Here is a 16,008-nt window from a genome sequence, read left to right as displayed (position 1 = left end):
TTACTCTGCCTGTTATCGCAATGTCCTTACCCTGGAGCATCGATGACAGCAGAGAATCTGGCGCAAATGGGCGCCGCCCGGGTGGTGAAACGAGTGAACACCGCCGGAATAATCGTGATTGAGAAAGCACCGGTCAGCGAGGTCGAGTACGCCTTCTACCACCAGGTTGCGCCTGAGCTAAACCGCGCGAAAATCCTTACCCCAGCCCTGCTGGCAGCCGATGCCAGTACGCGCGCCCTCACCCTTGAAGCGATTCCCTACCCTGTTAGCCAGCAAAATGTCGCGAACGACGCCATCGTGTCGATGCTGGCGCGCTTACACCGCTTTGCGCCGGATAGCAACTGGCACTACCACACCCATCGCTGGCCCGACGAACAGCTGGAGCTGAGCCTGCACCTGCTCGCCTTACCGGAAGAGGCCGCCAGAGCGCTGCGCCGCTGCCAGCGCGACAGCGACAGGCTGTTTGCCGAAGCGGGCCTGATTTCCGGCGACAGTAACGCCGGCAACTGGGGGCAGCGCAAGAACGGTGAGTTTGTGCTGTTTGACTGGGAGCGCTTCAGCATCGGTCACCCGGCGATTGATTTAGCGCCGCTGATAAAGGGCATGGGCACGCCTGAAGAGTATCAACGCCTCGCGGCGCGTTACTGCCGCTTTAATCCGCGGTCAGAAAACGATCTCGCACGCGATATTGCCTTAGCGAAAGCGTGGATTGTCAGCGAAGTAATCACGCTCCTTCACCAGCGACAGAAAGCGGATTTTCCGCGTTTTCAGCACTGGTATCGCTGTTATTTGCCCGACTGGCTGCGGGAAGTGGGAAAAGTGATTTGAGCCAGTAATGAAGATTGACTGCGGGATTATCAGGATATTAAAAATCTAATAGCGGTAAAATATCATACGTTTCTCCCGACGCAATTGTTTACTCCTTATTTCTGGTAGGTTGTATTTAAGATTATACTCATTACCCTTTCAGTGAAATGGGATAGTCACGTATGAATAACTGATAGCGTAATGATATAAATGATAAGAATAACAAGGATCGTTAAACCTTCAGTTGAATTAACCGATTATGCCGCGTCATTTTCGCCTTTTCGTACGCTCCTCGAAACCTATTTACCCGCCTCTATCCAAAATTTATATGCCCGCCCGCTTCTCGCCGATGATGGTGCCGTGGAGTGGTATAGCGAAATTAATGGTCAGCCGCGCCGCTTACTCGAATTGAGTGAAACCGAGCAGAGCCGCGCCCGCGCCGTGCTGGAACAGCGTCTCGACAGCGTTCGGGCACTGCATCAGAAGCTGGCGCAAAGCGGGAGCGAACCAGAAGCGGTGATGCACCTGCTACAGGCGGCCACCCACTCTCCTGCACCTGAGCAGGTGTGGGTGATCGACGGCCATCCGGTCATCGTCCCACCTGCAGAGGGCGCGCCCCGCGCCGCTGCTGTCGCCACCACTGCCGCTGCCGTCTCAAGCCGTCGCTGGTGGCCGTGGCTTTTACTTCTGGCTCTGCTTATCGCCCTGATTCTGTTGCTGCTGTCACGCTGTTCGCCACTGCACGAAACAGCAGCACCCGTCACGCCCGTGCCACCAGCTGTAACGCCCGGCGAGCCGGTGAAACCTGAAACGACACCCGCCCCGCACGCGCCGGTAAAACCCACCAAAGCGGTCTGCCCGGCGCAGCGAACCCAACAGCAAGCCCCTGAAATGGTGGTAATTATGGACGCCTCCGGTTCGATGGCTATCACCATGGATGCCACGCAGGATGAGTTGATCAGCTGGAACCAGGGGAAATATGTCGAGAATATCGAACGTGAACCGCGCCGTATCTCGCTGGCGCGAAACGCGGCCAAAGGCATTATTGACACTATCCCGCGCGATATGAACATCAGCCTGGTGGCGGCGGAAAACTGCCGTCAGGTCTCCCTGTCGCCCAGCTTCCCGTTTGCCCAGCGATCGGCGCTGAAAAAGCGGATTGAAGGTATTCAACCGGTCGGTAAAACGCCTCTCGCCGAAGCCTTAGCACTGGCGGGCAAAAAAGTGGATGGGGTTAACCGCGATGCGATTATTTTGCTGGTTTCCGACGGAGATGAAACCTGCGGCGGCGATCCCTGCCAGGTTGCCCGCGAGCTGAAAAAGAGTAAACCGCGCCTGCAGGTGAATGTCGTCGATATTATGAGCACCGGAGCAGGAAATTGTATTGCCAGCAGCACCGGCGGCAAAGTTTTTGCCGTCAACAATACCCGGGAATTTAAGCAGATCATGAAAAAGGCGATGCAAGAATATATTCCTGAGGGCTGCGAATGATATTCACAGAGAGAAACTATTAGGCACGCTGGTATTTTTTTTCGCGTAATTCATTGCCGCGTAAAATTTCCCTTAGTGCTAAATAAAATGCGCTTAACGCCGATAACGCTTTACCGTTTTCGCATTTTCCCATGCTGAGATGAGCAATTTAACCCTGTCTGAAACAGCGTATTTAGGGTTAATTCTGCTCATTTTTACCTTTTAGAAAACACAGGACCTGCCAACGTGAAAGAGATGTTTCTGTGCAGTGACAAGCTCAATAAATATCAGTCGATGGGCGAAAACGGGCAGGCTGTCCATATTTCTGCGCTGCAGTTGCGCGAAACCCTTCGCCTGCGCAAACAGAGCGCGGCGGCAGATGTGCTCGCCATTCCGCAAATCAGTGAACACGGCGAACGGGTCGACTGGTATGCCCCTTTTTCCGGCGACGTCATTCCCTGGTCAGCGGCCACGGAGAGCGAACGTCAAAGCGCCTTAGCGCAGCTGGAAACCACGCAGGCCACGTTGCGCCAGCTCAGCCAGGACTTCGCCCAGAGCAACCAGCCGGAGCAGCAGCTGTTTGGTAAGCTGCTGGAAAAAACCCTGCAATTTCCCGATCCCGAGCATGTCTGGCTGGTCAACGGCAAGCCGGTGATCAGCTTCTGGGGATTCGTCAACGCCCGCCATCAGGCACGGATCGATCCGCTGGACTGCTTACGTCCGCCGAAACCCGTTACGCCCGCAGCCCCGCTGCACAGCGCGCCGCCGGTCAACGAACCGCTGGTGACGCCGCCGAAACGTCGCGGATGGTGGATCCTGCCCGCGTGGTTATGCTGGCTGCTACCGCTGCTGCTGTTAGCGCTTCTGCTGCTGTGGCTGCTGCGCGGCTGCGTACCCGGCGTAACCATTCCTGGCTTTAGCGTTGAGAAATCAGCACTGCCTGATGCGCACCTTCCGGTTGCGGAGAATGGCGCCACCCTGCCCGTCACCTCCTCTGAACGTGTTGTTGGCACCACCGAAGGCGTTACTGCGCCAGTGGTGAGCGGCAGCACGACGGGCATCGTCCCGTTGAGTGATGAAGAGCGTGCCACAGCTGCCCCGGAAAACGCCGCCGCCCTTAACGATCCTGCCGTGCCGGTCGCGCCTGAAACAGGCAGCGAGCCTGCGCAAGCTGGCGTTGAGCCCGTGACGCCAGAGGTGCAGGTGAACGACCCGGCGCTGGCGGAACCCAACGCTACTGCGGGCAACGCTACCGCGCCGGTGGAGGTGAAAAACCCGTTAAGCCTGCCGCCGGAAGCGCTGGCGCAGGGGCGTACCGATTTTCTTAATGGCCAATGGCGCGCAGGCGCAGGCATCCAGGATCAGCGTACCGGCAAGCCGCTGAGCCTCAACTACCAGATTAAAGATGGCAAAGGTGAAGTGCAGATGGTGCGCGGCGATGGCGTCTCCTGCCGCGGTGCGGTCAATGCCGCCATCCAGGCCGGCAAGCTGGCCATTAATAACCAGGGTGAAGCGCAATGTACCGATGGCTCGGTTTACCAGATGCCGGAGATCGTCTGTGCGCCCGGTGCTAAGAGCGTTGCCGACTGTAAAGGCAGCTACGGCACCAGTACCCTTTTCCCCCTTTCGATGAAGCAGGAGGCAAGTAACTAAATGCTGGCTGAGCTCACTGATTTTAAAAAACAGGTCAAACTTATCCGTGACAGCGGGATTCAGTTCCTCGACTTCGCTTTCTCCCTACCCGCGCGTAAAGCCTACGGCGAATTTCTGCGCCAGCAGGGCGAAGGTGCAGTGCTGCGCCTTATCTACAACGAGCGTGACGACAAGTTTCAGGTCCCGACGCCAGACGGCGAAACGCCGCGCAACGCCGAACCGGAGTATGCGCTGGCAATTGAAGATTCCCTGAGCCTTTATGCAGGGATCTGGTTGCCGCTGCCCTTCTTTCGCTTCAACCCGCCGGGCGGCTTTTCTCACGGGCCGACTAACTGGTCGCGCGTGCAGTTTCATCAACTGCCGGAGCCGGACGAGAAAGGCAACACCTGGCGTGCAACGCTGATTTTCGATACCAAAATCTTTCCCGACCGCGAACATACACAATACCTGGCACCCGGCGAAGATGATGTCCGTTCCGGGGCCGGTTTTGCGCTGGCCTGCTTACCGCACCAGATGGGCGACTTCCTGACTCTTCCGTGGGTTGAGGGGTGGCTGAACGATATCTATACCAGGCAGGCACACGCTGTGCTGCGTCAGCATGTTGAAGACACCGACGAGAAACTGGGGCTGAAAGAGCATCAAGCGCACTTCCTTAACCTGCTCGAGGTGCTGAAAAAGATCATCACCATTCCAGAAGTACAGATCAATGACGTGAAAATTCGCGATACCGCGATCCCCGTCGATCTGGTGCTGGATATTGGCAACTCACGCAGCTGCGGCGTGCTGATTGAGGAGCATGCAGCGGATAACAAAGGCCTCTCGCAGCTCTATCAGCTGCAACTGCGCGATCTGAGCCAGCCGCAGTTTGTCTATAACGAGCCGTTTGAGAGCCGTCTGGAGTTCGCGCAGGCGGAGTTCGGCAAACAGGACTTCTCGCTGAAGAGCGGACGCAGCGATGCCTTTACCTGGCCGACCATCGGCCGCGTCGGCGGTGAGGCATTCCGCATGGCGGCGCAGCGTTTAGGCACCGAAGGCTCTACCGGCCTCTCCAGCCCGAAACGCTATCTGTGGGACGATCAGCCCTACTCGCCGGGCTGGCGATTCAGCCAGGCGTTTGTGAAATCGGATCGTGAACCGCTGGCGACCGCCGCCCCGCTGCTTTATATGCTCAACGATCATGGCAAGCTGTTGATTCGCCTCAATGAAGATGAGCGGATGCCGGTCTTCTCGCCGGTTTACAGCCGCAGTTCATTGATGACCATGATGCTCTCAGAAGTGCTGAGCCAGGCGTTAATGCAGATCAACAGCCCAGCGCAGCGCCTGAAGATGAGCCACGCCAGCGATCCGCGCCGTTTACGCAACGTGATCCTGACCGTGCCGCCGGCGATGCCGAAACCAGAGCGCGCCATCTTTGAAGCGTGCATGCATGATGCCATCCGCCTGGTGTGGAAATCGCTGGAGTGGGAAGAGATGGATTACGACGGCGAAGAGAGCGGCAATGCGAAGCATCCGCACCCCGGCGTTCATGTAAAGTGGGATGAAGCGACCTGCGGACAGCTGGTCTATCTCTATAACGAAACGCAGACCAATTTCGGTGGCCGCACCGATGAGTTTTTCGCCGCCACCCGTCGCCCCGATAATCAGCTGGCAGAAGGGGAGCAGCGCAGCCTGAAGATCGCCTCCATTGACATTGGCGGCGGCACTACCGATCTGGTGATCACTCGCTATACGCTGGATGACGGTAAAGGCATTAACGTGCGTATTACACCGAAACAGCTCTTCCGGGAAGGCTTTAAAGTGGCGGGCGACGACATTCTGCTGGATGTCATCCGTCTCTATCTCCAGCCAGCGGTAAAAGCGGCGATGATGAAGGTCGGCCACAGCGATATCGCGGCAGAGTCAATGATGTCGCAGCTGTTCGGCAGCGAAGCGATCGAAGCGGGCAAGCAGGTGCTGCGCCAGCAGCTGACGCTGCAAATCTTCTCACCACTGGCGCTGGCCATTCTTCATCGCTATGAAGAGTACAAGCCGGAGAATGGCCGCGAAATTCTTAACTACACCTTCCGCGAACTGCTGGCCGACAATACGCCTACCGCCAAAGTGCAGGATTACGTTAACGACGTGGTGCGCACAGGCCAGTTGCCGAGCGAAGCGCCCTTCTCGCTGCTTGATGTGCCGTTAGAGGTCGATCTCGCCCGTCTGCACAATGAGTTTATCGATCCGCGCAGCGGCCGGATGAACATCTGCCACAGCCTGCGCGCGCTATGTGAAGTGCTCTGGCACTACAACTGCGATGTGCTGCTGTTAACGGGCCGTCCGTCGCGCCTGCCGGGCATCCAGGCGCTGATTCGCCAGCTCCAGCCGGTGCCGCCGACGCGGGTTCTGCCGCTGCACGGGTATGAAACCGGCGGCTGGTATCCCTTCAACAAAAAAGGGTGCATTGACGATCCGAAATCCACCGCGGTGGTCGGCGCGATGCTCTGCCTGCTGGCGGAGAAGTCGCGTCTCAACAACTTCTATTTCCGCGCGGCAAACTTTACCGCCTACTCGACGATCCGCTATCTCGGCATGCTGGATGGCAACAACGTCATCAAAGACAGCAACGTCTTTTACAGCGATATTGACCTCGATGCCGCTGACTTCCAGCTTCCGCAGGGCCAGCCATTTGAGGCGCGCGGCGAAGTACGTATCGGTTTCCGCCAGCTGGATAACGAGCGCTGGCCGGCCTCGTCGCTCTATACCCTGAAAATCAACAATCCGAACCTTGCCAGCGAACTCGCCGGCGATGCGGTGATGCGTATTGAGCTGATGGCGGAACAGGGCCGCGCGCGAAACGGCGAAGAGGCGGTCAGCCCGGAGCGTTTCCGTATTGAGTCGCTGGAGATGGAGAACGCCAGACGAAACTACAGCCGCAAGGACGTGACCTTCCAGTTAAACACGATGGTTGGCAATGGCATGGGCGAAAGCCAGTACTGGCTGGATAGCGGGAGCATTAAGAGCTAATGAACAGCATCAATTCGAAGCAAATTATCCAGGGCTGGCAGGGCGTTGAACGCGGTGCCGGTGAAGCGATTGAGTGGATCAACGCGGTGCGCCAGGATGCGCCGCGTCTTAATACCGAAGCCGACCGTCTGACGATTAACCTCCGCCGCAGCCGTAACAAGGCGCGCCGTCTGGCGCTGGCAGCAGCAAAACCGATGACCATCGGCTTCTTTGGCCTGTCGCAGGCGGGCAAATCCTACCTGATTTCCGCACTGGCGGCGGGTGAAAACGGCAAGCTGGAGACCCGCCTCGGCGGTAAGCAGCTCGATTTTCTGACCCACATCAACCCGCCGGGCGGCGGCAAAGAGGCAACCGGGCTGGTGACGCGCTTTAGCCGCCGTCAGGTTGGCGGCGACGAGCGCTGGCCGGTGACGCTGCAACTGTTCAGCGAAATCGAGATGGGCAAAATTCTCGCTAACGCCTTTATCCATGATTTTAATCAGGAAAAATTTGACTGGCAGTATGACGAAGGGCGCATCAGCGATCTGTTGAACTCGCTGGCCAAACGCCGTCGCCCAACCCGCGTGGCGGGCATCAGTGAAGATGATGTCGTCTCGCTGTGGGATTACCTGAGCCGTCATGCGGAGAAAAGTCAGAGCCGCTTAGCGCTGCACTACTGGCCGCAGGCGATTACGCTGGCGCCGTGGCTGACGCCGGAGGATCGCGGTCAGCTCTTCTCCGTGTTATGGGGCGAGGTGGCAGAGCTGACCGAAGCCTATATCCGTTTCGCGCAAACCCTGCATCGGCTGGGCGGCGCGCAGGAAGTGTGGGCACCGTTAAGCACGCTGGTCAGCGAAGAGAATGGCCTGCTGGTGCAGCGCGACAGCATTATGAACGTCGACATGCTGGAGCGGCTGAACAAAGAGACCGATATCCGCATTGAGGTCTGCCCGGTGGTGGAAGGCCAGGCCGCTGCGCCCGTCACTCTGTCGCTGGCAGAATTAACGGCATTAACCGTTGAGCTGCATATCCCGCTGGTCGCCTCGACCCGCGAGCCGCTGTTTGAGACCGTCGATCTGCTCGATTTCCCCGGTTATCGCGGACGCCTCGGCGTTGAGTCGATGGATGACATTCGCCGCGCGGTTAATAGCGAAGAGAGCAACCCGCTGGCTCAGCTGATTTTACGTGGCAAAGTCGCTTATCTCTTTGAGCGCTATACCGAAAACCAGGAGATGAACGTCCTGGTGGTCTGTACAGCCTCGACCAAGCAGTCGGATGTCAAAGAGGTGGGCGGCGTACTCGATGAGTGGATCCGCTACACTCAGGGCGCCGACGCCGAGGCGCGCGGCCGCCGTCTGCCAGGGCTAATTTGGGCACTCACCATGTTCGATCTGCGCATCAGCCAGGGGCTGTCGCAGGAGGAGGCAATCCTGCGACAGTCCTGGGGGCTGGGCGGGATGATCAAAATGGCGATGACCGAGCGCTTCGGTCAGTACAAATGGATGCAGGAGTGGCAGCGCGGCCAGGCGTTTAACAACACCTTCCTGGTGCGCAAGCCGCGCCAGCAGACGCCGTTTATTCGTATTAGCGACGGTAACGAAGCGGCGTTTAGCGAAGAGAACCTGCCGCAGTTACAGCTGATGCGCAAAACCTTCCTCGAAGATGAAGCAGTGAATCGCTATATCGCCTCGCCGGACGAAGCCTGGGACGCCATGCTCAAGCTTAACGACGGCGGAATGCGCCGCATGGCTGATTACCTCTCAACCGTTGCGCGTCCGGAAGTGAAGCTTGAGCGCATCGCTGAACAGTTGCAGGAGATCCGCGATGAGCTGATCGAGGGCGGGTTAGGCAACTGGTATCAGCCAGACGGCGAAGAGGATGCGGCGAAAAAGGCGCAGATTGCCCGCGACATTCTGGATGTGCTGAAAAAACGCAGCGGTATGCACGGCGAGCTGTTGCTGCGCCTGGTGCCGACGCGCCGCGATTTGCAGGCGCTCTATCTGCAACAAACTACACTGCCGGTGCAGGAAGAGACGCCTGAAGAGCTGGATATTTTCGATATCGGTGTCGGCGCTGCCTTTGGGGCAGAAGCACCTGCGGCAACGACCTATAGCCACGAAATTGCCTTCGCACACCAGAGCGTGCAGCACTGGATCAACCATCTGCGCGGCTTGTCGGAGAGCCCGGCGCTGCTCAACTACATCAATTTACCGCGCCCGATTATCGACGCGCTGGCCGATGAACTGATTACCGCCCTGCTCCGTCTGCGCATCGAAGAGAAGCTCGTTGAGGCGATGACCAATACCGAGCAGGCCGGCGTGCTGCTGGAGCAGATGGTAGACCGCCAGGTGTCGCGCATCCTGCATGTGATGGGCGATTTTATTACCTGGCTTGGGTACCTCGAGATGCCCGCAGCGAAACGCCAGACACGCCTCAATATGCCGGATCAGCACATTTTCACCCGCCCCTCCCAGTGCGACAGCGTGGTGTGGAAAGACGACGAGCGGCTGGCGCGTTTAACGCCGCAACAACTGAACTACACCGCCATGTTCATTATCGACTGGCTGGTGGGGCTGGAGTCGCTGATCACCGAGAACGCAGGCCATTCGGCCGGACGGGAGATCAGCGTGGCGCAGAACGAAAAACTGGGCGCCATCATCCGTCAGATTCAGACTTCACAGGAGTAATAGCAGGTGATCAAACCCGAACTTAAAGCCCTTCAGCCCGTCATCCCGGGCTATGCGCAACTGCTGTTGAAAGCGTGGAAAGGGGGCATGGATGGCGTGATGATCTCGGTGCTGCGTAACCAGGATTCGCTCTATCTCGACAACGACGGCGGCTGGAGCAGCGCGGAAGTCTTTCTGGCACTGCCGACGCTTACGCTCGAAGAGGGTGTGCCCTCCGTGCAGATCGGCCCGTCGCTGCTTGATCCCCTGCTGGCTAACCGCCAGGCGGCCTATCGCATCGCCATCAAAGATGACGCCTCGCGCGATATGGGGATCCTGATGATCAGCGAAGGCTTGCTCAGCTCCCAGGCGGGCGGCGAGAACCCGCTGCCGGTCAACACCCGTACCCTGAATGACACCCCGCCGACGCCACCCGCCGTTGAGCCAACGCCGCAACCGGTACCGGAACCCGCACCGGTGGTTGCCGAGCCGCCTGCACCGCAGCCGGTCGAGGAGCCGAAAGCGAAGAGAGGTAAAGGGCTGATTATTGCGCTGGTGGTGCTTCTGCTGCTGATCGCCGCCGCCGCTGCGGCATGGTGGTTTATGCGTAGCCCCGAGGCACCAGCCGAAGAGACACCGCCACCTGCGGCAGCCCCTGCGGCCGCGGCGAAAGTCAGCGGCCCGTGCGGCGACGATCTGATGACCAAAGGCAATGAACTGGCATTTGTGAAAGGGTGCCTGCGCAGCCAGCCAAGCAGCGCGCAACTGCTGGAGGTGATCGCGAAAGCAAAAGCGGCGAAGCAGTGTGATGTCGCGCAACGCTTGTACGCCTATAAAGCGCAGTCTGGCGATACCCAGATGGCGATGCGTTATGCCGAAGAGTATGACCCGAAAACCGCACAGAGCGGCGGCTGCTTTAGCCCGGATGCGCAAACCGCCATCTACTGGTACGAGATTGTGGTCAACCAGGACTCACAAAACAGCGGGGCGAAAGCCCGTCTTGCCGAGCTGAAAAAATAGGATTAGAAGATGAAAACGAGAGTCTGGCTGGGCGGATTCCTGTGTTTAACGGCCACCACCATGGGCGTGCACGCCGCCGATCAAAAACCGCTGTTACAGGAGGGGAAACATGCCCTTTATCAGCGCGTTCTCACCTACCCGGGCTGCCAGCTGGCACCGAAAGCGGGCGAGGCCGGTAAAGAGCAGCCGGCGTTTAGCCGCTTCTACGTTTATCAGCGCAGCAAGCAGGGCCAGGATGAGTGGCTGCAGGTCGGGCCGGATAGCTTCGGTCATGTTTCCGGCTGGCTTAAAGCCGCCTGTACCGTCGACTGGAAGATGCAGCTCACGCTGGCGTTTACCAACCCGGCGGGTCGCCACCCGATGCTCTTTTTCCGCGATAAGAGCGACGTCGAATCGTTGCTAAATAACCCAAAACCGGCCGCCGCGCTCGATCCGTTATTGGCCAACCTGAAGAGCAATAAACCCGTGCCGCAGGTGCTGGCGAAAGAGCCGGATTACATGGTCGATCAGCAGAAGAACTTCTACCTGCTGCCCGTATTAGGCTCTGACGATGTCTTTACCGACAGCGGTTTCCAGGTGCGCGTGCTTAATGTCGCCTCGGTCAGTGAAAAAGCGCCGGAGAAAGCGGCAAAAGCGGCTGACGAGAAGAACATGATGAAGGGCTTTTCGGCGTCGGTGGTGTTTGTAATCGACTCCACCATTTCGATGGGCCCCTATATCGACCGCACCAAAGAGGCGATCGATAAGATCTATCAGCGCATTGAAAAGGAGCATCTCCAGGATCAGGTGAAGTTTGGTCTGGTGGCCTTCCGCTCTAATGTCAAAGCCGTGCCGGGGCTGGAGTATGACAGCAAGATGTACGTTGACCCCAACACGGTGAAAGATGGCAAAGATTTCCTCGCCAAAGTACACGACCTGAAGCAAGCCACGGTCTCCAGCAGCAAAGTGGATGAGGATGCTTACGGCGGCGTGATGACGGCGCTTGATAAGGTCGACTGGACGCAGTTTGGCGCGCGTTACGTGATCCTGATTACCGACGCCGGTGCGCTGGAGGGCGGGGATAACCTCTCCTCTACGCATCTTGATGCCGCGCAGGTTCGCCAGGAAGCGGCCTACCGTGGTGTGGCACTCTATACCCTGCATCTCAAAACCCCGAGCGGTAAGAAAAACCATGCCGCCGCCGAGGCACAGTATCAGGATCTGACGCTCAACCCATTCCTGCATAAACCGCTCTACTACCCGATCGACTCCGGCGATGTGAACAACTTCGGCACCATGGTCGATAGCCTGGCGAATGCCATCACCGGCCAGATTAAAACCGCCTGGAGCGGCGAAGAGACGGCGGGCAGCGCGCTGGGTGCCAGCGAAGAGTATGCCGGTAAGAAAGCCGACCCGCTGCTGAGCGATGCGGACAAGCTGAGCAAAGCGATGCGCCTTGCCTATCTCGGCGAGAAACAGGGAACCCAGGCACCGCCGGTGTTTAAATCCTGGATCAGCGACCGTGATTTGGTGAACCAGAACATTCCCGCCACTGAAGTGCGAGTCCTGCTGACCAAAAGCGAGCTGAGCGATCTGAGCGATGTGATGAAGAAGATCGTCAATGCCGCCAACGAAGGGTTGATCTCGCCGGATGATATGTTCGCCAGCCTGCGTTCGCTGGCCGCAACAATGGGTAACGATCCGAACCAGGCGAAAAGCAAAAATGCCACACGCTTAGGTGAATTGGGTCTGCTGGGTGAATACATCGAAGGGCTGCCGTACCTGAGTGAAGTGCTGAGCCTTGATGAAGAGACCTGGAAGAGCTGGGATGGCCTTGAGCAGGAGCGATTTATTCGCCGTCTCAATACCAAGCTGAACTACTACCAGCGCTATAACCAGGATGTTGACCGCTGGATCTCGCTGGCACCGGACAGCGATCCGCGTGACAACGTCTACCCTGTGCCGCTGGAAAACCTGCCGTAATGCTACATATACGCGCAATGGCGATCCGTCGCGGCGGCACGCAGGGCTACCGGGTCTCGCTACCGGAGCTGACGCTGGCACCCGGTGAAGTGGTGGCGCTTACCGGCCCCAGCGGCTGCGGTAAGAGCACCCTACTGGAGATGATGGGCGCGATCCTGCGCCCGGAAGAGCTGTCGGAGTATCGCCTCGGCGAGCGGGATCTTACCCCGGCGCTGCTCGCGGATGATGAAGCCGCGCTGTCGGGTATTCGTGCACGGGATCTCGGCTTTGTGCTTCAGCACGGCGGGCTGCTGCCGTGGCTGACAGTGCAGGAGAACATCACCCTCACCCGTCGGCTGGTCGGGCAAACGGTGCAATCGCCGTGGCTTAAGACCGCTATCGATCGGCTCGGCATTGCGCCGCTGTTGCATCAGCTGCCTTCCCGCCTGTCGATTGGCGAGCGTCAGCGCGTGGCGTTTGTGCGTGCTATCGCCCACCAGCCGCGCCTGCTGCTGGCAGATGAGCCAACCGCTGCGCTCGATCCTGATAACGCCAGCCGGTTGTTTGCGCTAATGATTGAGATGGTGCAGGCAATGGAGATGGCGGCGGTGATCGTCAGCCATGACTGGCAGCGGGTTAGCGAGTGCAATCTGCGCTGTTATCGCGCCGTGATGCAGGAGGGGCAAAGTGTCTTCCAGCCTGCCTGAAACACGCCCCGGGATGGGGCTACTGCTGAATATGGCGCTGCGCGATCTGATCCACGATCGGAAAGTGGCGCTCTGTATTGTCTTCTCGCTGATCGCGGTGATCGCCCCGCTACTTCTTCTGTTTGGCTTAAAGAACGGTATCGTCAGCCAGTTGCGCCACGATCTGCTCGACGATCCGCGCACGCGGGAAGTGCGGATGACTGGCAACGGTAACTACGATCTTACGTGGCTCAACGCGCTTGCTGCGCGCCCGGAGGTTGGCTTCTCAATACCGCTTACGCGATCGCTGAATACCCAGGCAGACCTGGTGCGCGACGGGCAACATTTTGCCGCTGGTGCGGAGGTGATCCCTTCCACGAAAGGCGATCCGCTGCTGCGCGAGAGCGGTGTGCTGCCGCATGACAGCACGGTGGTACTGAGCAACAGCGCCGCCCGCAAGCTCGACGTGAAAGCGGGCGATACGTTCCGGCTGTTTGTCAGCCGTAAACGCGACGGGCAGAACCAGCGCACATCGCTCTCTGTCAGCGTCGGTGCCATTCTCGACGAGGCGCGCTTTGCCCGCCCGGCGCTGTTTGTCGACCTGCCTCTGCTGGTGGCGCTGGAAGATTATCGCGACGGTTTCCAGGTGCCGCTACTCGGCGTGACCGACGGTGAAAATGCGCGCGAGCGGCGTAACTTTGCGCGCGCACGGCTCTATGCCGCCACGCTGGATGATGTTGCTCCCCTGGCGAAATGGCTCGAATCACAACATATCGAAGCGATAACCCAGACCGCGCAGATTGAAGCGGTGCGCGCCATCGATCGCGTGCTGGGGGTGATTTTCGCGGTGATCGCCTGGATCTCGGCCTCGGGCTGCATTGCATCGCTTATCGGCGCGTTTATCGCCAATATCGATCGTAAACGCAAAGATATGGCGCTACTGCGCCTGCTCGGTTTTCGCCGTCAGGCGGTGACGCTATTCATCATGATCCAGGCGCTCTGCCTGACGGGCGTTGCGTTTATCGCTGGCCTGCTGATTTATGGCGCGGGTAGCGCGCTGTTTAACCACCTTCTGGGCGCTAATCTCCCCGAAAGCGCTTTTGTTTGTCACCTTGATCCTGGCCACTTTGCCGCCGCCTTCCTGAGCGTGCTGGCCGTGGCGCTGGGCGTCGCCGCGATTGGCGCGCTGCGGGCGTTAAAGATCGAACCTGCGGAGAGTTTACGTGAAATTTAACCTGCTACTGACGCTGGCTGCGGCCGGGTTAGGCTTTTCCTGCGCGGCAAACGCAACGTGGGATGAGAAGTTCTGGAACCCAAAACCCTTGGCTGATGATGTGATCCTGCCGCTGCCCTGCGATGGCGCAATGGCGTTTCGTAAGGTTGCTATTCCTCTGGATAAGCCGTTAGCCGATTACAGCATTACGCTTGGCGAAGAGGGCAACGAGTGGGGCTATATCGAACAGTCACGCCCGGACCATATCGCCGGCAGCTTCCCGCAAGAGAAGAAAGAGAAAGGCCGTTACTACCTGATGGCCAAATATGAGCTGACGGATTTGCAGTATCGCGCACTCTCCGGTGATTGCGCCAAACCCGATATCAAAGGTCGTCTGCCGAAGGTCAATATCGGCTGGATGGACGCCATGTCGATTGCCGATAAATACAACCTGTGGCTGCGAAAAGAGAAGCCGGACGCACTGCCGCAGGATGATAAGCAGCCGGGCTTTTTACGTCTGCCGACGGAAACCGAATGGGAGTTTGCCGCGCGCGGCGGGCTGTCTGTCTCGTCGGCGGAGTTTCGCGATCGCCACTTCCCGATGCCGGAAGGCCTGAATGGCTATGTCTGGTTTGCGGGCGCGCAGTCAGCGAATAACAAACTCCAGCTTACCGGCCTGCTTAAACCGAACCCGCTGGGTCTGCACGATATGCTTGGCAATGTTAGCGAAATGATGTTTGAGCCGTTTCGCTTAAATAAACTTGACCGCCTGCATGGCAAAGCGGGCGGCTATATCGTGCGCGGCGGCAGCTACTTAACGCCGCAGGCCGATATTCGCAGTTCGCTTCGCGGGGAAGAGCCCTATTACACCGCGCAAGGTGAGAACAGCAGCAAGGCGACTGGCATGCGCTTAGTGCTGGTCTCAACCACCCTCACCTCGCGGGATCGCATTAAAGAGATTGAAAAAGAGTGGCAGGCGCTGGGTACCGAGAGCAAAGCGGCGAAGAAACCGGGCGAAGGCGCGGACTCATTACAGAACCTGAATGCCATCTCCGCCAAAGTGCAGGATGAAGGCGTCAAAAAGGAGCTGGAGTCGCTGCGCAATGAACTGCGTGCAAACAGCCAGTTGCGCGATGAGCAGCGCGACCAGGCGATCCGCACCTCTTTGCAACTGGGCGCCTTTTTGTGCACCAAGATGAAAGATGACGGCGAGTTTCTCGATCGCCTTAACCAGCTTTACGCCAAAACGTGTGCCGCCGGGAGCCAACTGGACGCCAACTGTTCGCGTCGCCAGGAGCAGCTCGATCAGCATAAAAAAGCGCTGGAGTTTATCACCAGCTATTACGCCGACACGCTGGTGGATATGGGCACGACCTATAACAAGAGCCTGATCGATCCGCAAATGACCGTCGTGCAGCAGCAGATGGCCGCGCGCGGTAAAACCAATCTGAATGGTTATCTGAATACCTACTGGGGCAACCTTCAGGGCTACTGGAAAGATGGCAAAGTGGCGCGCGATGCGTGGCTGAGCGCTTGTAAAAAAAATAATTAAGGACATTCAGGAGGGTGT

10 protein-coding genes are annotated in these 16,008 nt (G+C 58.4%); all 10 read left to right on the top strand.

Going from position 1 to position 16,008, the window contains the following annotated elements; all coding sequences use genetic code 11:
- Positions 1-42 precede the first annotated feature (42 nt).
- The 10 genes from ACWPW2_RS18435 to ACWPW2_RS18390 all read left to right on the top strand — a co-directional run bounded on the left by ACWPW2_RS18435 (position 43) and on the right by ACWPW2_RS18390 (position 15,990).
- Positions 43-828, top strand: coding sequence for a phosphotransferase family protein (locus ACWPW2_RS18435; protein ID WP_454124598.1), 786 nt, complete (start codon positions 43-45; stop codon positions 826-828).
- A gap of 339 nt (positions 829-1,167) precedes the next feature.
- Positions 1,168-2,298 carry a VWA domain-containing protein gene (locus ACWPW2_RS18430; RefSeq protein ID WP_454124596.1) on the top strand — a complete coding sequence of 377 codons (1,131 nt, stop codon included), beginning with the start codon at positions 1,168-1,170 and terminating at the stop codon, positions 2,296-2,298.
- A gap of 234 nt (positions 2,299-2,532) precedes the next feature.
- Complete coding sequence (locus tag ACWPW2_RS18425; protein WP_454125274.1) at positions 2,533-3,930, top strand: SrfA family protein; 1,398 nt, start codon at positions 2,533-2,535, stop codon at positions 3,928-3,930.
- Positions 3,931-6,933 carry a virulence factor SrfB gene (locus tag ACWPW2_RS18420; RefSeq protein ID WP_454124594.1) on the top strand — a complete coding sequence of 1,001 codons (3,003 nt, stop codon included), beginning with the start codon at positions 3,931-3,933 and terminating at the stop codon, positions 6,931-6,933.
- A complete protein-coding gene (locus ACWPW2_RS18415; RefSeq protein ID WP_454124592.1) occupies positions 6,933-9,599 on the top strand; it encodes a putative virulence factor in 2,667 nt (888 codons plus the stop codon). Before ACWPW2_RS18420 ends, ACWPW2_RS18415 begins: the two co-directional genes overlap by 1 nt.
- 6 nt (positions 9,600-9,605) lie before the next feature.
- On the top strand, positions 9,606-10,598 hold the full coding sequence (locus ACWPW2_RS18410; protein WP_454124590.1) for a hypothetical protein: 993 nt from the start codon (positions 9,606-9,608) through the stop codon (positions 10,596-10,598).
- A gap of 60 nt (positions 10,599-10,658) precedes the next feature.
- Positions 10,659-12,560, top strand: coding sequence for a vWA domain-containing protein (locus tag ACWPW2_RS18405; RefSeq protein ID WP_454125272.1), 1,902 nt, complete (start codon positions 10,659-10,661; stop codon positions 12,558-12,560).
- Complete coding sequence (locus ACWPW2_RS18400; protein WP_454124588.1) at positions 12,560-13,246, top strand: ABC transporter ATP-binding protein; 687 nt, start codon at positions 12,560-12,562, stop codon at positions 13,244-13,246. The genes ACWPW2_RS18405 and ACWPW2_RS18400 overlap by 1 nt, the downstream gene beginning before the upstream one ends.
- Positions 13,227-14,459 (top strand): ABC transporter permease, encoded by a 1,233-nt coding sequence (locus tag ACWPW2_RS18395; RefSeq protein ID WP_454124586.1) that lies wholly within the window; start codon positions 13,227-13,229, stop codon positions 14,457-14,459. The genes ACWPW2_RS18400 and ACWPW2_RS18395 overlap by 20 nt, the downstream gene beginning before the upstream one ends.
- Complete coding sequence (locus ACWPW2_RS18390; protein ID WP_454124584.1) at positions 14,449-15,990, top strand: SUMF1/EgtB/PvdO family nonheme iron enzyme; 1,542 nt, start codon at positions 14,449-14,451, stop codon at positions 15,988-15,990. The genes ACWPW2_RS18395 and ACWPW2_RS18390 overlap by 11 nt, the downstream gene beginning before the upstream one ends.
- Positions 15,991-16,008 lie beyond the last annotated feature (18 nt).

The organism is Kosakonia sp. Marseille-Q7440 (assembly GCF_965119485.1).
Note: the sequence above shows the minus strand (reverse complement) of the source record. Positions and strands in the feature narration are given on the sequence as shown.